The following is an 18,624-nucleotide window of genomic DNA, read 5'->3' on the forward strand; positions in this document are numbered from 1 at the left end:
CGGTGTTGGCGGCAACGCGCATTAAACCCGGCAGGCCTGGGGCTGCCGGGGAAGGGTAATGTTATGTCGCTGCTTCTTCTTTCAATACGACACTCTCTGTCGAATCCGCCGTCACTGGCGCAGTTCGATGGATCTCCGCCACGCGACGTCGCACGCCAAACCAGCCGGCGATCAGCAGAATGGCGATCAGCGGCAACGAGGCGATAGTGTAAGTTCCATTCGGGTAGTCAAACGCCATAAGTACCAGCACGCTTAGTAAAAACAGCAGCGTTAGCCAGGAGGTAAAAGGCGCGCCGGGCAGTTTAAAACTGACGTCTGCAGCTTTGCCTTCTTTTATCGCCTGGCGTAAACGCATCTGGCACACCATGATAAACGCCCACGACGCGATAATGCCGAGCGAGGCAAAATTAAGAACGATCTCAAACACGCGGGAGGGGACCAGGTAATTCAGGAACACGCCGACCACGTAAACCACCAGAGTCGCCAGAATACCCGCATAGGGCACATGCTGACGGCTCATTTTCGCCATGAATTTCGGCGCGGACCCCCCCATCGACATTGAACGTAAAATTCTCCCCGTACAGTAAAGCCCGGAGTTCAGGCTGGAAAGCGCGGCGGTTAACACCACGATATTCATAATACTGCCGATATAAGGCACGCCAAGTTTAGAAAAGAAGGTGACAAACGGACTTTGCCCCGCCTGGTAGGCGTTCCACGGCAGCAGCAAAACCAGCAATACGACCGATCCTACATAGAAAAGACCAATACGCCAGATCACGCTATTGATGGCTTTTGGCACCATCGTCTGTGGATCTTTGCACTCCCCAGCGGCGGTACCGACCAGTTCAATCGACGCAAAAGCGAACACTACGCCCTGAATCAGTACCAGCGCGGGCAACAGGCCGTGCGGGAAAAAGCCGCCATTATCTGTAATCAGGTGAAAACCGGTGGCATTACCCTCAAGCGGTTGACCGGTACCGAGAAAAATCGTGCCTACCACCAGGAAGATAACAATGGCGAGTACTTTTATCAGCGCGAACCAGAACTCCATTTCGGCAAACCATTTTACGCCGATCATGTTCATGGTACCGACAATGGTTAACGCGCCGAGCGCGAACACCCATTGCGGAACGTCGCCAAATGCGCCCCAGTAGTGCATGTATAACGCCACTGCGGTGATATCGACGATCCCGGTCATCGCCCAGTTAATAAAGTACATCCAGCCTGCGACGTAGGCCGCTTTTTCACCCAAAAATTCACGGGCGTAGGAGACGAAACTCCCGCTGGAAGGGCGATGCAATACCAGTTCGCCCAGCGCGCGTAAAATGAAAAAAGAAAAAATGCCACATATCAGATAGACCAGCGCCAGTGCCGGTCCGGCCATTTGCAATCGGGCGCCTGCACCTAAAAATAAACCGGTGCCAATCGCGCCGCCGATAGCAATCATCTGAACCTGACGATTCCCCATCGCTTTGTGATACCCCTCTTCATGGGCGTTCAGCCAGCGTCGTTTCGCCGCATGTTGTTCTGCGGCGTGCGTAGTCTGTGTTTTCATTACGTTACCTGTTATAGCCTGTCCTGACAGAAAAATTCCTTATGCCGCGACGGGCGCTCACCAATCGATTGCCTGCAATGGCGAATGCCGCTTTTCCCTGATTCTGTGACAGGGATAAAACCGCCGGCGGAGCATCCTACCTGCAATTGTTAAATGACGCAAAACATACGGAAAGGACAAAATGAGAATGTCGAGTTTATTTGTGTGGTCAGATGTGGTGCGGTGTGGTCACGATTCAGCCAGATAAGACGCCAGCACAAATCGGCAGTGATTGCGTTGCGCAATAATTAACCAGCGTTAATCCCTGGTGGGATTTATGGTCATAGATATGACCTCGAACGATAAACCACCTGACGATATTGAAGCAGCATAAGATAAGGCCGTTGCGCCTGTTATTCTCATTTTCTCCTGAAAATGTATGCCTTTGAGCAATTTTGTTGATTGACATCTCGTCATAATGAGAGAGGAGTAGGACATATAAAGCTATTGAGCAAAATTTGAAGGAGCAGGATATGCCACATACATCAGTTTCTACCTATGCCAGAGCTTTATCAGGAAATAAGCTACCTCATGTTGCTGCAGGAGATTATGAAAATAAATTATCAACAAAAATCATGAAAGGCATCTTGTATGTGCTTACCGCAGGACTGGCCTACGGATTTACGCGAGTAATTGAACATTATTGCAATGTTACGCCTAAAGTTGAGGAGTTCTGTGCCAATGCAGGGAATATCCATAATCACCTTGCAGATGCTGTACGTGATGAACAATTTATTATAGATGTCGAGCTTTCTGATGGTCGGATGTTAACATTCGAACAACTCTCGCTGATGGCTGGACGTGAGCCAATCGTCAGGATATCGGATGGCGAACATACCGTTGAGGTTAAGGGGTCCTTTGAAGATATCTGTATGAGACTGGAAGAGGGCTTTTTTGAGGCGCCAGCGTACTATAATTATGATATTGATGAAAAATATAAAACCGTCAGAGAGCGAATAGCAGAATATAATGCCTTACCTCAGGCATTAGGCGCCATTCCGAGTTTAGAACATTATATCGCTCGGGCCAACAGCATGGGCGAGGCGAAAGTGCAATGGGCGGCCGACATAAAAGATCGTTACCATAACTATTTAGACAAGTATTAAAAAGCGCTTATGTTTAGCCAGTTTTGTTAGAAATCAGACTCGCTGAGCTGGCGTTAAAAATTTTAACACGCCGCTATTTTGGCGGCGTGTCGCAAAGAGATTCTCAGAACCCGATTTCCGTTTGTACGCCAAAATCCCACGTACCTCCGGCGGCTGTAGCCGGCCTGTCTTATTTTTTTCAAAAGTATCCAACGCTATTCCACGGATAGGGTATCCTGTTGCGCAGCGATATCCGCCTCAGCCTGTGTGCCGAACGCAAGCATTAATGTTAATGGAAGCCTCAGATGACCTCTTTTTTACATGCTTATTTTACGCGATTACATTGTCAGCCGTTGGGGGTTCCTACGGTTGAAGCGCTCAGAACGCTTCACTTAGCGCACAACTGCGCGATTCCTTTTGAAAATCTGGATGTGCTACTGCCTCGTGAAATACAGCTCGATGAGACGGCATTAGAGGAGAAACTGCTTTATGCCCGACGCGGTGGATACTGTTTTGAACTGAATGGCCTGTTTGAACGCGCGTTACGCGACATCGGTTTTAACGTCCGAAGCTTATTGGGGCGGGTCATTCTGTCTCATCCCGCCAGTTTACCGCCACGCACGCACCGTTTGCTGCTGGTTGATGTTGAGAATGAGCAGTGGATCGCGGACGTGGGGTTTGGCGGCCAAACGCTAACCGCGCCGCTTCGTCTGCAGGCTGAAATTGCTCAGCAAACGCCGCATGGCGAATACCGCCTGATGCAGGAGGGGAGCACATGGATTTTACAATTCCGCCACCATGAGCACTGGCAGTCGATGTATTGTTTTGATCTGGGGGTGCAGCAGCAGAGCGATCATGTGATGGGCAATTTCTGGTCGGCTCACTGGCCGCAATCCCATTTTCGTCATCATTTGTTGATGTGCCGCCATTTGCCTGATGGCGGCAAGCTGACATTAACGAATTTCCACTTCACACGTTACCACCAGGGACATGCCGTTGACCAGGTCAATGTACCGGATGTACCGTCGTTGTATCAGTTACTTCAGCAGCAGTTTGGTCTCGGCGTAAATGATGTAAAGCACGGTTTTACCGAGGCGGAGCTGGCCGCGGTAATGGCTGCATTTGATACCCATCCGGAGGCGGGAAAATAGTTTTTTGCCGCGAGGATTTGCGGGCCTGACAAAGATTAAAAAGTAATGGCCCATTCGGCATGAAACAGAATGACCGCCTGGCCGGAGATGGTGACGTTGTCCGGCTGGTTATCGCGAATGGTGACGGTAACATCAACAGTACCCTCTTTGCCTAAAGCGCGCCCCTGATGGCCTTGAATCTGCAGCGTTTTACCGTCATGCGCCATCAGGCCATGATGGACGAGCCATGCCCCCATCGGGCCATTGGCGTTTCCCGTTACCGGATCTTCCACAATCCCTATCGCCGGGGAAAACATTCGCCCATCGGTTTCGTTTTCTCCCGGACGAATCTGGAAAGGAAAAAAGCCGTTACAGCCAATTTGCTGGCTGATTGCCGTCAGGGCTGCCAGATTCGGAGAAAGGGCATCAATATCAACGTCTGGTTTGAGCAGGATCATCACTTTTGCATGTCCTGTTGAAGCCACCTGAATAGGCGCTCCCGGCACGATATCATCTTCAGTCAGGTTTAGTGCGGTGATGATGGCAGCCCGAATCTCTCCGACTAGCGGTGGTTCAAAAGAGGGCTGACCTTGTTCCAGCATGATGCGATAGTCGTTGTGTTCGGCATGAATTTCAACGCGATGACGGCCCGCTAACGAGGTTTGCCAGACGGTGGTGTTTCCCAACCCCAGTACCGTTGCCCGAACATAATGCGCGGCCACGGTGGCATGACCACAGATGGGGACTTCTACTGTCGGTGTAAAATAGCGTATGCGCACATCACTTTCTTCGCTTTTTAGCAAAAAGGCGGTTTCCGAGTGACGAAGTTCACGGGCAATCAGCTGCATCTGCGCGTCGCTTAGCGTATCCGCATGTAAGACAACGCCAGCAGAGTTGCCGCGAAAGGGTTCGCTGGTGAAGGCGTCAACATGGTAAATCTGCGGTTTCATTGATGTTCTCCTTTGGCTGAAGAATCATCATAGCCTGTGCGTTGCCGAATGACGACGCCCATGTGTTTTCTTTGCCCGGTAAGCGTACGCTCCGGGCAAAGAGAATTAGCGGCGGGTACGAACAATCTGGTAGCGACGGGTGAAATACTCAAACGGCGCGCTCCAGACATGAACCAGACGGGTGAACGGGAAGAGCAGGAAAATAGTCATTCCCAGCACCAGATGAACGCGGAAAACAAACGCCACACCGTTCAGCATTTCCGAAGACCCGCCGCGGAAGGTGACAATACTTTGCGCCCAGCCCACCAACTTCATCATTTCGCTGCCATCCGGATATTGCGCCGAAAACGGAATGGTGCTCAGGCCAAGCAGGCACTGAATCAGCAAAATGCTCATGATGATAATATCTGGTGTAGTGGATGTCGCCCGAACACGCTGATTGGTCAGACGACGCCACAGTAATCCCGCGCCGCCGATCAACGTTAATACGCCGCACACGCCGCCGAGGATCATCGCCATCTGCTGTTTTACCGCAATCGGCAGGAACCAGGCATACATCCAGTGTGGCGTCAGCATCCCGAACAGATGGCCAAAAAAGATCCCCAGAATGCCAATATGGAACAGATTCGACCATATCACCATCCCACGCTTATCCAGCATCTGGCTGGACGACGCGCGCCAGGTATATTGTCCGTAGTCATAGCGCAGCCAACTGCCGAGGAAGAATACCGTGGCGCAAATATAGGGGTAGATGTCGTAAAAAAAGACGTTCAGGTACTGTATCATTTCGGGCCTCCCGCGCTGACGTCGACGTACTGCGGCGCCGCGTCCTGGCTAAAGCGTCGTTGATAATGGTGTAACGGTGAACTGTCACAGGTCGTGGCGTTATCTTCGATAAACTTCACCTGTTCTTCTTCCCAGACGGCATCCAGTGCCTGACGGGTATCATCCCGCGATTCCTGAACAATCTGTTTGGTGACACTGTCACTTGTAAGCGTACTGCCCGCCAGCGTCAGCAGGGCGTCAAACAGTTGATACCACGGCGCTCCTCGCTGTTTCAGACGACCGCCCAGCAGCGCCAGAATAGGGGCAATATTCTGTAATCCCTCGCGCGCTTCCGCTTCCGGCAACACGCTTAAGTACTCCAGATAGAGCGGCAGGTGATCCGGCAGTTCGCAGCAGTTGAGCTGCAGGCCCACGGTTTCATACTGGCTTAACAAACCGACCATCGCCTGGCCGCGATCGCGGGACTCCGCATGAACATGCTCGAATAACAGCAATGAAGTGGCGCGCCCGCGGTCAAACACTTCACACCATTCTGCTTGTTTATCCAGTAACGGCGCATAAAGCAGCTCGCGAGTGAAGTCGGCCAGCATTGGCGCATCGTGCTGGATAAGGGCAAGCGCTTCATCCCGACATTCCCACAACTCGTCGTCCGGATACTCCATCAACAGGCCAATCGCTTTGAGGATTTGCATTATTCCCCCTCCGCTTTATCACGCACTTCGGTGATATTGATGGCATCAATACGACTACTGTTGAACAGGTTGAATTTAGTATCCGAGCCGTGACAACCGTCGCCAAAAGTAAAGCCGCAGCCGTTGCGCTCCGGAAAGGCGTCGCGCGCCATTTCCCGGTGGCTGGTGGGAATGACAAAACGATCTTCATAATTGGCAATCGCCAGGTAGCGATACATCTCTTCAACCTGTTGTACGCTCAGACCCACTTCGTCAATCGCGCGGGTATCCGTCACGCCTTCAACCGTCTGCGAGCGCATGTAGTGGCGCATCGCCATCATCCGCTTTAGCGCCCGAATGACCGGACCGGTATCGCCCGCGCTGAGCATATTGGCCAGGTACTGGACCGGAATACGCAGCGTCTCCACCGCCGGCAGAATATTGCCATTGTGCGGCAACCCGCCCGCGTCGGCGTATGACTGGATGGGCGACAGCGGCGGTACGTACCAGACCATCGGCAGGGTACGGTATTCCGGGTGCAGCGGAAGCGCCAGCTTCCAGTCCATCGCCATTTTGTACACCGGCGACCGTTGGGCGGCGTCGATGACGTTTTGCGGGATGCCTTGTTTAAGCGCCTCTTCGATGACCGCCGGATCGTGCGGATCGAGAAACACATCACACTGACGTTCATACAAATCCGTCTCGTGTTCGGTACTGGCCGCGTCTTCAATCCTGTCGGCGTCGTAGAGCAGAACGCCAAGATAACGGATGCGCCCGACGCAGGTTTCCGAGCAAACGGTCGGCTGGCCGGATTCAATACGCGGATAGCAAAATATGCACTTCTCAGACTTGCCGCTCTTCCAGTTAAAGTAGATTTTTTTGTACGGGCAGCCGCTGATACACAAACGCCAGCCCCGGCATTTATCCTGGTCGATTAGCACGATGCCGTCTTCTTCACGCTTATAAATAGCGCCACTTGGGCAGGTGGCGACACAACTGGGGTTCAGGCAGTGTTCGCACAGGCGCGGCAGGTACATCATGAAGGTGTTTTCGAACTGACCGTACATCTCCTTTTGTATGTTGTCGAAGTTGCGGTCGCGGGCGCGTTTTTCAAATTCGCCGCCGAGCAGCTCTTCCCAGTTTGGCCCCCAGATCACCTTGTCCATCCGTTTTCCGTCGATCAGTGAACGCGGACGGGCAGTGGGCTGATGCTTACTCTCCGGCGCTGTATGTAAATGCTGATAATCGAAGGTAAAGGGTTCATAGTAATCATCGATTTGCGGAATCACCGGGTTGGCGAAAATTTTGCTAATTACCCCCATTTTGCCGCCCAGACGGGGCCTTATCTTGCCATTAACATCACGAACCCAACCGCCTTGCCACTCCTGCTGGTCTTCCCAGTTTTTGGGATAGCCGATACCCGGTTTAGTTTCGACGTTATTGAACCATGCGTATTCCATCCCTTCACGTCCGGTCCAGACGTTTTTACAGGTGACGGAGCAGGTGTGACAGCCAATACATTTATCGAGATTCAGTACCATCCCAACCTGTGAGCGTATTTTCATTTTTTCGCCTCCTGTACCTGATCCCGGCCCTCATCATCCAGCCAGTTAATGTTTTTCATCTTCCTGATCATGATGAATTCATCGCGATTCGAACCCACGGTTCCGTAATAGTTGAAGCCGTAAGCCAGTTGCGCATAGCCGCCGATCATATGCGTCGGTTTTGGACAGACCCGGGTCACGGAGTTATGGATCCCGCCGCGCATCCCGGTGACTTCCGAACCTGGAATGTTCATAATCCGCTCCTGGGCGTGGTACATCATGGTCATACCCGGCGGGACGCGCTGGCTGACCACCGCACGAGCGGTAAGGGCGCCATTAGCGTTGAAGGCTTCAATCCAGTCGTTATCTTCAATACCCAGTTCACGGGCATCGGCTTCGCTGATCCAGACAATCGGCCCGCCGCGCGACAAGGTCAGCATCAGCAGGTTTTCGCTGTAGGTGGAGTGAATTCCCCATTTCTGGTGCGGCGTCAGGAAGTTAAGCGCTTTTTCCGGGAAACCGTTGGGCGGAATTTCTCGCATTTCGCTGACGCTGCGGGTATCAATCGGCGGGCGATATGCCACCAGGCTTTCGCCAAAAGCGCGCATCCACGCATGATCCTGATAGAGTTGTTGCCGCCCCGACAACGTGCGCCACGGGATCAGTTCATGTACGTTGGTATAGCCAGCGTTATAAGAGACATGCTCGCTTTCCAGCCCTGACCAGGTCGGGCTGGAGATAATTTTGCGCGGTTGCGCCTGGATATCACGAAAGCGAATTTTCTCATCTTCTTTATTGATGGCCAGATGGGTGTGCTCGCGCCCGGTCATCTCGCCCAACGCCTGCCAGGCTTTCACCGCCACCTGGCCGTTAGTTTCCGGCGCTAAGGCAAGAATCACTTCCGAGGCATCCAGCGCAGTGTCGATGCGCGGACGTCCTTTCGCCGGGCCATCGTGTTTGGTGTAATTGAGCTTACCGAGGAAATCGACTTCATCTTGCGTATTCCAGGCAATACCCTTACCGCCGTTGCCTAATTTATCCAGCAGGGGACCCAGCGAGGTAAAACGTTCATAGGTGGCCGGATAATCGCGTTCAACCACGACGATATTGGGGGCGGTTTTGCCCGGAATAAGTTCGCACTCGCCTTTACGCCAGTCGAGAATATCAAATGGCTGCGCCAGTTCCGCCGGGGAATCATGCTGGAGCGGGTGTAACACCACATCGGTTTCCTGTCCGAGATGTCCGACACACACCTCAGAAAAGACGCTGGCGATACCTTTGTAGATCTCCCAGTCGCTTTTGGATTCCCAGGCAGGATCGACCGCGGCGGAAAGGGGGTGGATAAACGGATGCATATCCGAGGTATTCATATCGTCTTTTTCATACCAGGTGGCGGTCGGCAAAACGATATCGGAAAACAGACAGGTACTGGACATACGGAAATCAAGCGTGACCAACAGATCGAGCTTGCCCTCAATCGCGGCAGACTGCCATTCCACCTCTTCAGGCTTAATTCCTTCGCTGGAACCCAGCGCTTCGCCCTGGATACCGCTGTCGGTGCCCAGCAGATATTTGAGCATATACTCATGACCTTTCCCGGAGGAGCCGAGCAGGTTAGAGCGCCAGACAAATAAATTTCGCGGGTGATTATGACCACTGTCGGGCTGTTCGCAGGCAAAACGGATAGCGCCTGATTTCAACGCCTGCACGGTATAATCCGCCGCAGACAGCCCGGCTTTAGCGGCGCTCGCTTTCACGCTGAGCGGGTTAAGATTAAGCTGCGGCGCCGAGGGTAGCCAGCCCATACGTTCCGCGCGCACGTTGAAATCGATCAGGTGTCCGGAAAATTTAGCCGGATCGGCCAACGGCGACAGCAACTCTTGCGCAGTCAGTTTTTCATAGCGCCACTGGCTGGCATGGTTGTAGAAAAACGAGGTACTGTTCATCTGACGCGGTGGGCGATTCCAGTCCAGCGCGAAGGCCAGCGGCAGCCAGCCGGTTTGCGGCCGCAGCTTCTCCTGGCCGACATAGTGCGCCCAGCCGCCGCCGGTTTGTCCAACACAGCCGCAGAACACCAGCATGTTAATCATCCCACGGTAATTCATATCCATGTGATACCAGTGATTCACTCCCGCGCCGAGGATGATCATCGAACGACCATGAGTTTTATGGGCGGTCTCGGCAAATTCACGCGCAATAGTTTCGATATGTCGACGCGGCACGCCGGTAATCTGTTCGCCCCAGGCCGGCGTGTAGGCTTTTACGTCGTTATAATTATTGGCGCTATGGCAGTCATCCAGACCACGATCCAGCCCATAATTAGCCAGCACCAGATCGTAAACGCTGACGACCATCCGCTCGCTACCGTCCGCCAGATCCAGGCGTTTCACCGGTAACTGACGTACCAGTACCGGTTCCTGCCGCACGCTGCGAAAATGTGGGTTTTCGTTGCCGCCAAAATAGGGGAAAGCGACACCCGCCACGTCATCATGCTGACCGAGTAAAGAGAGCGACAGTTCAGTTTCGACGCCCGCCGCCACCGGTTCCAGGTTCCATTTTCCCTTTTCGCCCCAGCGAAAACCGATAGAACCGTTGGGCGCGACCAGTTCGCCCGTACTGTTGAGCGCGACGGTTTTCCATTCCGGATTATTGGCTTCTCCCAGTCCATCCACCAGATCCGATGCGCGCATCATACGCCCCGGCACATAACTGCCGTCTGCGCGCTCATCCAACAGGACCAGCATTGGCATGTCGGTATAACGGCGGCAATAGTTAAGAAAATAGTCGCTGGGATTATCGAGATGAAACTCTTTTAAAATAACGTGACCCATGGCCATCGCCAGCGCGCTGTCGGTACCTTGCTTTGGCGCCAGCCACTGATCGCACAGTTTAGCGACTTCGGAATAGTCCGGGGTGATGGCGATCGTCTTAGTGCCTTTGTAGCGCACTTCAGTAAAGAAGTGGGCGTCCGGGGTACGCGTCTGCGGCACGTTAGAGCCCCAGGCAATAATGTAGGCTGAGTTATACCAGTCGGCGGACTCCGGCACATCAGTCTGCTCGCCCCAGGTCATTGGCGACGCGGGTGGAAGATCGCAATACCAGTCATAGAAGCTCAGACAAGTACCGCCAAGCAATGACAGATAACGTGTTCCGGCGGCGTAAGAAACCATCGACATCGCCGGAATAGGTGAAAACCCCGCCACACGATCCGGACCATAGGTTTTGATTGTCCAGACGTTAGCGGCGGCAATGAGCTGATTCAGCTCTTTCCAGTTCGAACGAATAAAGCCGCCATGTCCGCGCACCTGTTTGTAACTTTGGCATTTTTGCGGGTCGTTCATTATAGATTCCCATGCCAGTACCGGATCGCTGTGCCGGGAAAGGGCCTCGCGCCACAGTTCTATCAGCCGCTTACGCACCAGAGGGTATTTCAGACGATTGGCGCTATAGAGATACCAGGAGTAGCTGGCGCCGCGCGGGCAGCCGCGCGGTTCATGGTTCGGTAAATCGGGACGCGTGCGCGGGTAGTCGGTTTGCTGGGTTTCCCACGTCACCAGACCGTTTTTGACATAAATTTTCCAGCTACAGGAGCCCGTGCAGTTGACGCCGTGGGTTGAGCGCACGATCTTATCAAACTGCCAGCGCTGGCGATAACTGTCTTCCCAGTCGCGGTTGGTATGCATCACCTGACCATGGCCGTCGGCAAAGGTATCGCCTTTTTGTTTAAAGTAACGAAAGCGATCCAACAGTTTACTCATGACATTTCTCCTGCTTCGATAAATTTTCCGCCATCCTGTCGATTTGGCGTTAAACCATTACCGGATGGCCGTCCTACAGGTGCGTATGTTGTTATTGTTGTTTAGGCTTACGACGCCCGTAGACCAGCCAGGTCAGCAGGACGCAAGCGATGTAAAACAGCAAAAAGATTTTCATGGCGCCCACCGGCGAGCCGGTCAAGGCCAAAGAGGTGCCAAACGCTTTTGGAATAAAGAAGCCGCCCACAGCGCCAATAGCGGAGATAAAACCGAGCGCGGCGGCGGTATCCGTCACCGCTTCGCGCTGCGCCTGCTCATCGCTCCCGCCGCGCAGTTTGACGTTGTAGAGCGTGATCTGACGGAAGATCACCGCAATCATCTGGAAGGTAGAACCGCTGCCGAGACCCGCTGTCAAAAACAGGCCCATAAAAACAAGATAGAACGCGCTAAAGCTGCCTGCGCCGGAGCCTGGCAGCGTGAGGAATAGCAAGGCGGTAAACAGCGCCATAAAGATAAAATTAATGAGCGTGACGCGAACGCCGCCGAATTTATCGGAGATCACGCCGCCTGCCGATCGCGCCAGCGCGCCGATAAAGGGGCCAAAGAACGCCAGTTGCAGAATGTTTACGTCGGGAAATTGCGTTTTGGCGAGCATGGCGAAACCTGCGGAAAAGCCGATGAATGACCCGAATGTCGCCAGGTACAGCAGGCTAAGCAGCCACAGGTGCAGACGTTTTAGCACCGGCAATTGCGAGGCGACAGACGCTTTTGAACTGCCGATATCGTTCATACCAAACCAGGCGGCAAGCGTCGCGACAGCCAGTAACGGCACCCAGATCCAGGCGGCGTTAGTGAGGGCGAGCAGGGAGCCATCAGGTTGCGGCACGCCCTGGACGCCTAAAAAAGTAAATATCGGCAGAAAAATAACCAGCGGCGCAAGCAACTGCATCACACTGACGCCAAGATTTCCCAGTCCGCCGTTAATACCCAACGCGCTACCTTGTCTGGCTTTTGGAAAGAAAAAACTGATGTTGCCCATACTGGACGCGAAGTTTGCCCCCGCAAAACCGCACAACAGAGCGATGAGCATAAATACCCCGAAAGGGGTGGCGGGATTTTGCACGGCGAATCCCAGCCAGGCGCAGGGAATAATCAATATTACGGTACTTAATACGGTCCATTTACGGCCACCAAACAGTGGCACCATAAAGGAGTAGGGAACGCGTAATATTGCGCCGGAAAGAGAAGGTAATGCGGTTAATAAAAAGAGTTGGTCGGTGGTAAAATTAAATCCAATTTTATTGAGGTTGACGGCAACAGCGCTAAACAACATCCAGACGCAAAATGCCAGGAGCAAACAACTTACTGAAATCCATAAGTTTCTTCTGGCGATGCCTTTCCCTTTATTCTCCCAGAAGGCTGGATTTTCGGGTCGCCAGTCACTCAAGAGATAACGGTTATAATTCTCGTTTTGTCGTGTCATTTTACCCCTCACATGCGCATATCATTTGAGAAAAAACACAAAAAAGAGACAGAGCGTCACGCGCTCTTTTGAGAACTTATTGAAGTTTTTTTAGAATATTGAGTGAAAGAATAGATAAAAAACCAGGCCAGCGCGGCGCGAAGAGGAGATATGATGTTTCTTAATTGTTACTATTTGTAAACTAAAAGTGATTTTTATTAAATTATTTGTAACTTTACGCAAAGAGTTCAAGCGTAATCATACGATCCAGATGGTATTTAAACGCGGGATCGGCCATTTCCGGAATACCCAGCACATACATACCGTCCAGCCCGCACACCAGTGCGATAAGCCGCCAGGCGATATCCGTGGCGTTAGCAGTAAACGTAAATTCTCCTGCCTGTTTGCCCTGCTCGATAATTGTGACCGTTTCCTCATGCCACATCTGCATCGTGAGGAGATAAGCATCTCTGATGTGCGGATCCCGATCGGCCAGAATTTGCGCCTCTCGCCACAATTTTATGTAAGGCTCAAAGCCGCCGTCTTCGCTACCCAACATAGCGTGAAGCCGTGCACGCCAGGTGGCGGGCGGCGGAACTTGCCCGGCATCAAGCAGGGTGCGGATCAAATGGACAAAGGCCAGCGCTTTGAGCTCGCCCGCCGAGCTGAAGTGGTGATGCACCTGGCCGGCGGCGACATCGGCTTCTGATGCGATTCGTCGCACCGTCATGGCGGCAAACCCCTCTGCCAGCGCCACGCGCATCGCCGCTTGCAGGATCACTTCGCGGCGTTCATCCCGGTTAAGGTAACTCATATTTTCCCCACATTAGCCAATACGCGCAGTGTAACAAAAAGCTGGACATTCGTTCAACTTACCGTAGGATCCTGAAACTGGACAGGTGTCCAAATTTGAGTTTTTGAAGGGAGAGTTATGTTTCGTCAGTGGTTAACGTTAGTCATTATTGTGCTGGTCTATATTCCTGTCGCCATTGATGCCACGGTCTTGCATGTCGCCGCCCCGACACTGAGTATGACACTGGGGGCCAGCGGCAACGAGCTGCTGTGGATCATTGATATTTATTCTTTGGTCATGGCTGGCATGGTGTTGCCGATGGGCGCGCTTGGCGATCGTATCGGTTTTAAACGCCTGCTGATGCTGGGCGGGACGCTCTTTGGCCTGGCGTCACTGGCGGCGGCGTTTTCGCATACCGCCAGTTGGCTTATCGCCACCAGGGTATTACTGGCTATTGGCGCGGCGATGATTGTACCGGCGACGCTGGCCGGGATACGCGCCACCTTTTGTGAAGAGAAGCATCGCAACATGGCGCTGGGCGTCTGGGCAGCGGTAGGTTCGGGCGGAGCGGCGTTTGGGCCGCTCATCGGCGGCATATTATTAGAGCATTTTTACTGGGGATCGGTTTTCCTGATCAACGTGCCGATTGTGCTGGTCGTCATGGGCTTAACCGCCCGCTATGTTCCTCGCCAGGCGGGCCGTCGCGATCAACCGCTCAATCTTGGCCATGCGGTGATGCTGATTATTGCCATTTTGCTGTTGGTCTATAGCGCTAAAACCGCGCTGAAAGGACATCTGTCGCTGTGGGTCATCTCGCTTACCCTGCTTACCGGCGCGCTGCTCCTGGGACTCTTTATCCGCACACAGCTTGCGACATCGCGTCCGATGATTGATATGCGACTATTTACCCATCGCATTATCCTGAGCGGCGTCGTGATGGCGATGACCGCGATGATCACTCTGGTGGGCTTTGAGCTGCTGATGGCGCAAGAGCTACAGTTTGTTCACGGGCTATCGCCTTATGAGGCCGGGGTATTTATGCTGCCGGTGATGGTCGCCAGTGGATTCAGCGGGCCGATTGCGGGCGTGCTGGTCTCGCGTCTGGGACTACGGCTGGTCGCGACGGGCGGCATGGCGTTAAGCGCGCTGAGTTTTTATGGCCTGGCGATGACGGATTTCAGCACCCAGCAATGGCAGGCCTGGGGGCTGATGGCGCTGCTGGGATTTAGCGCCGCCAGCGCATTGCTGGCTTCCACGTCGGCAATTATGGCCGCTGCGCCGGCAGAAAAAGCGGCGGCGGCCGGCGCGATAGAAACGATGGCTTATGAACTGGGCGCGGGACTGGGCATTGCCATTTTCGGTCTGTTGTTAAGCCGTAGCTTCTCCGCGTCTATCCGTCTGCCTGCCGGGCTTGAGGCGCAAGAGATTGCCAGAGCGTCATCTTCAATGGGAGAAGCCGTGCAGTTGGCGAATAGCCTACCGCCCACGCAGGGGCAGGCAATACTGGACGCCGCCAGACATGCCTTTATCTGGTCGCATAGCGTGGCGTTAAGCAGCGCCGGGAGTATGCTTCTTTTGCTGGCGGTAGGGATGTGGTTCAGCCTGGCAAAAGCCCAACGCCGATAACATAACGCCTGATGAGATAAGCGCTTAATGCGCTAGCTGGCAGGGGGAGTCCATTTCCTCAACCTCTTTACCGCTGAGGCGTGCGTATTGCCCCGTCAGTCGCCAGAAGGCAGGCTGGGTTTCGGTATAAATTTCCGCAGCCAGAATCAGCCGACGGCGATCAACTTCGTTCAGTTCCAGTAAGGTCCAGGGAATAAAATAGCGATCGGTATCGGTAAGCCGAAACCACAGCGGACACCCGCAGCCGGAACAGAAGTAGCGTTCGCCGCGCGAAGAGGATGAAAAGTATGGCGGTTCCGGGGAAAGGGGGGCTAGCTGTGGTTGCCCGCAGGCTTCCAGATACATGGCTATTCCACCCGACCATTTTTGACACAGCGTACAATGGCAGGCATAGACATCCAGCATTTCGACGTCAACGGTAAAATGGCTCTGTCCGCAAAGACAACGACCAGTGAACGTCTGCACGGCATACTCCTTATGACCGAGTCTACATCAAGAGAAAAAGCCAGCCCTGAAAGGACTGGCTTTGTATTCAGACTACAACAAAATTAGAACTGGTAGTTCAGACCAACAGCAACGATGTTGTCAGTGCTGATCTGCGCAACATTTTTAGTGAAGTTGGTGTCATCCAGCAGGTTGATTTTGTAATCAACGAAGGTGGACATGTTTTTGTTGAAGTAGTAGGTAGCACCGACATCGATGTACTCAACCAGATCCTGGTCGCCGTAAGCACCCAGATCTTTACCTTTGGATTTCAGGTAAGCAATGGACGGACGCAGACCGAAGTCGAACTGGTACTGAGCAACAGCTTCAAAGTTCTGAGTTTTGTTAGCAATACCGTCGATTTTACCGAATGTGGTCATATTCAGCGTTTCGGAGTAGGTGGTCGCCAGATAGATATTGTTCGCATCATATTTCAGACCAGCAGCCCACACTTCCGCATTCTGGCCAGAAGCATACAGGCCATTGGTGCCGTTGCGCACCTGACGGTCAGTACGGTCAGACTTCGCATAGGCCGCACCCACGCCAAAACCTTCGTACTCATACGTTGCGGACAGACCGAAACCGTCGCCGTTTGCTTCTACTTCATTGTCACGATCGTTTTTGCCCTGATACTGCGCGGCAAAGTTCAGACCTTCAACCAGACCGAAGAAATCGGTGTTACGGTAGGTGGCAACGCCGGTAGCACGCTGGGTCATGAATACGTCAGTCTGGGTCCAGGTATCGCCACCGAACTCTGGCAGAACGTCGGTCCATGCGCCGATGTCGTAAGCAACGCCGTAGTTACGACCGTAGTCGAAAGAACCGTATTCAGCGAATTTCAGACCAGCGAATGCCAGACGGGTTTTGTCTTTGTCGGAACCTTCAGATTCAGTACGGTTGCCTTTGAATTCATATTCCCACTGGCCAAAACCAACCAGTTGGTCATTGATCTGCGTTTCGCCTTTAAAGCCCAGACGCGCGTAAGTTTTGTCACCATCACTTCCGTTATCATCAGAGAAATAATGCTGAGCGTGAACTTTACCGTACAGATCCAGTTTATTGCCGTCTTTGTTATATACCTCGGCTGCATTTACAACGCCTGCTGCCAACAGGGAAGTCACTGCCACTGCCACTAACTTAAGTTTCATTTTAATAATCCTTATAATTTTCTTAGCGTGTTTCCTCAACCATTGTTAAACGAGGCGTTTGTCAATGGCAGACTATTTTTAAATGACGGAGTGGCATAAGTTCAATAATAAGTTTCATAAGATTACAAATTATTTTAATTTGTGTGATCGAGATCTCCTTAATACATTTGAGAGTATTAATTCAAATAGGGACTGTCTAATAAGATATATTTTCGGAGGGGACTATTGGGCTGTTTATGGTTTTATTTTTGGTAGTAACTACTGATTATTATATGCACTAATAACAGTTGCGAGCTAACGTTAATTATATATTTGTTAATATAATTATATCATTACATTAACATATTTAACGATTTTATAAAATTCATTTTTACCAGCGCAATCCTGGTATGGCGCAGGAGGAGCACGTGAAAATGGAAAATCGTCAAATACGCACAGGCAATAGATAAAAGCGTAGTTGTGTTATGAAGAGTGTCAAGGTACAGCGGGTCGATTTAATATCAATATCGGCCCGCCCGTCGCTATTAGCGCCGCCGCGTTGCCAGCCAACAAAGTAGCGAGCCTACGCAAACCATGACTGCGCCTTGCCAGAAGGAGAATGACAGTGGCGAGCTGAGTAACAGCGCTGCCAGAGCAGAGGACATGACGGGTGTAAAATAAGACCCTACGGCCATGATAGTCACATTGCCATGAAGTATGCCCACATTCCATGCGGCGTAGGCAAACCCCAACGTTAATGCCGCGGTAAAAAGTTTAGCAATCACCGGTAGGCTAAATATCATGGCAGGTTGCGGTGTAAGAAAATAGTGGAACCACAGCGCCACGGCGGTGAGTAACACAAAGACGGTGATACCGTTAAAACCACGCGCATATTTATTTGTGACAGTGCAGTACGTCGCCCATATAAACGCCCCAAGAAATGCCAAGAAATAACTTAGCGGACTGGTGGCGACATTGTTGATAATTTCTCCGGCATTAAGACCATTCTCGCCCCCCAGAACCCAGCAAACGCCAGTAAGTGCAATAAGCAATCCAGGAACAATAAGCCAGTTAGTTTTTTGCCCGTTAAAAAGAATGGCAAACAGAATGGTCAGGCTGGGCCATAAATAGTTAACCATGCCGACTTCGATAGCCTGATGGCGAGTGGCGGCATAACCGAGAGAAAGCGCCAGGCATATTTCATAACTGACAAACAGTACACTGCCTGCGATGAGGTATCGCCCCGGGAAACGACGGATATCAGGTAATCCGACGGTAAAAATCAGCAGCAGGCCGCTTAATGAATAGATCATGGCTGCGCCGCCTACCGGTCCGAGACCTTCGCTGACGCCGCGAATTAACCCAACCATCGTGCTCCACAGAACGATGGCAACAAGCCCTATTAGCGTTGCTTTTTGTGATGTCATGCTTTGTGACTGTCCTGAATACCGCGCAAAATAAACTGCCACTTATAGCACTTTTTCCGGGGGCGATGCCATGCAGTGTCATTTTTAAGTACCTCCCTGGAGTTATTGCAGTTTAAAAATAGGGCTATTTAGTAGCGGAACCGTTTCAATATTGATTTGACGCAAAAAAGTTATCGATTTTGCTGTTAGTT

General features: G+C 52.3%; 14 protein-coding genes. 3 read left to right on the top strand and 11 right to left on the bottom strand.

The window, feature by feature from the left end; all coding sequences use genetic code 11:
• Positions 1–61 precede the first annotated feature (61 nt).
• Positions 62–1,555, bottom strand: coding sequence for an L-asparagine permease (gene ansP, locus ACLJPQ_RS08360; RefSeq protein WP_080090973.1), 1,494 nt, complete (start codon positions 1,553–1,555; stop codon positions 62–64).
• Positions 1,556–2,067: 512 nt separating this feature from the next.
• Between ansP and steA the strand changes: the two genes are divergently transcribed.
• The gene (steA, locus tag ACLJPQ_RS08365) at positions 2,068–2,700 is read left to right on the top strand and encodes a type III secretion system effector SteA (protein ID WP_080184712.1); all 633 of its coding nucleotides are present in this window, start codon (positions 2,068–2,070) and stop codon (positions 2,698–2,700) included.
• Between the two features lie 284 nt (positions 2,701–2,984).
• Complete coding sequence (gene nhoA, locus ACLJPQ_RS08370; protein WP_080184711.1) at positions 2,985–3,830, top strand: N-hydroxyarylamine O-acetyltransferase; 846 nt, start codon at positions 2,985–2,987, stop codon at positions 3,828–3,830.
• 35 nt (positions 3,831–3,865) lie between these two features.
• On the opposite strand, the gene ACLJPQ_RS08375 is transcribed toward nhoA, so the two are convergent.
• From ACLJPQ_RS08375 to ACLJPQ_RS08405, 7 genes are all read right to left on the bottom strand, one after another.
• A complete protein-coding gene (locus tag ACLJPQ_RS08375; RefSeq protein WP_080184710.1) occupies positions 3,866–4,759 on the bottom strand; it encodes a PhzF family isomerase in 894 nt (297 codons plus the stop codon).
• Between the two features lie 105 nt (positions 4,760–4,864).
• Positions 4,865–5,545, bottom strand: a complete 681-nt coding sequence (gene narI, locus ACLJPQ_RS08380; protein ID WP_000617103.1) for a respiratory nitrate reductase subunit gamma — start codon at positions 5,543–5,545, stop codon at positions 4,865–4,867.
• The gene (narW, locus tag ACLJPQ_RS08385) at positions 5,542–6,237 is read right to left on the bottom strand and encodes a nitrate reductase molybdenum cofactor assembly chaperone (protein ID WP_080184709.1); all 696 of its coding nucleotides are present in this window, start codon (positions 6,235–6,237) and stop codon (positions 5,542–5,544) included. The genes narI and narW overlap by 4 nt, the downstream gene beginning before the upstream one ends.
• Positions 6,237–7,781, bottom strand: coding sequence for a nitrate reductase subunit beta (gene narH / locus ACLJPQ_RS08390; RefSeq protein WP_001522787.1), 1,545 nt, complete (start codon positions 7,779–7,781; stop codon positions 6,237–6,239). The genes narW and narH overlap by 1 nt, the downstream gene beginning before the upstream one ends.
• On the bottom strand, positions 7,778–11,518 hold the full coding sequence (locus tag ACLJPQ_RS08395; RefSeq protein WP_080184708.1) for a nitrate reductase subunit alpha: 3,741 nt from the start codon (positions 11,516–11,518) through the stop codon (positions 7,778–7,780). The genes narH and ACLJPQ_RS08395 overlap by 4 nt, the downstream gene beginning before the upstream one ends.
• Positions 11,519–11,609: 91 nt before the next feature.
• Complete coding sequence (locus tag ACLJPQ_RS08400; protein WP_024154598.1) at positions 11,610–12,998, bottom strand: NarK family nitrate/nitrite MFS transporter; 1,389 nt, start codon at positions 12,996–12,998, stop codon at positions 11,610–11,612.
• A 214-nt stretch (positions 12,999–13,212) separates the two neighbouring features.
• Entirely contained in the window at positions 13,213–13,791 is a 579-nt protein-coding gene (locus tag ACLJPQ_RS08405) for a TetR family transcriptional regulator (protein WP_000121044.1), read from the bottom strand.
• A 117-nt stretch (positions 13,792–13,908) separates the two neighbouring features.
• On the opposite strand from ACLJPQ_RS08405, the gene smvA reads away from it, so the two are divergent.
• Complete coding sequence (gene smvA / locus ACLJPQ_RS08410; RefSeq protein ID WP_000489736.1) at positions 13,909–15,396, top strand: methyl viologen efflux MFS transporter SmvA; 1,488 nt, start codon at positions 13,909–13,911, stop codon at positions 15,394–15,396.
• Between the two features lie 24 nt (positions 15,397–15,420).
• Here smvA and ACLJPQ_RS08415 read toward each other — a convergent pair whose 3' ends face one another.
• The 3 genes from ACLJPQ_RS08415 to yddG all read right to left on the bottom strand — a co-directional run bounded on the left by ACLJPQ_RS08415 (position 15,421) and on the right by yddG (position 18,433).
• Positions 15,421–15,801, bottom strand: a complete 381-nt coding sequence (locus ACLJPQ_RS08415; protein WP_014343841.1) for a GFA family protein — start codon at positions 15,799–15,801, stop codon at positions 15,421–15,423.
• A 143-nt stretch (positions 15,802–15,944) separates the two neighbouring features.
• Positions 15,945–17,027, bottom strand: a complete 1,083-nt coding sequence (gene ompD / locus ACLJPQ_RS08420; RefSeq protein ID WP_000769043.1) for a porin OmpD — start codon at positions 17,025–17,027, stop codon at positions 15,945–15,947.
• A 524-nt stretch (positions 17,028–17,551) separates the two neighbouring features.
• Entirely contained in the window at positions 17,552–18,433 is an 882-nt protein-coding gene (gene yddG / locus ACLJPQ_RS08425; protein WP_001527674.1) for an aromatic amino acid efflux DMT transporter YddG, read from the bottom strand.
• Between the last annotated feature and the right edge of the window lie 191 nt (positions 18,434–18,624).

Origin of the sequence: Salmonella sp. SAL04213 (assembly GCF_046550535.1) — a bacterium.
In the GTDB taxonomy this organism is placed as follows: Bacteria; Pseudomonadota; Gammaproteobacteria; order Enterobacterales; family Enterobacteriaceae; genus Salmonella; species Salmonella enterica.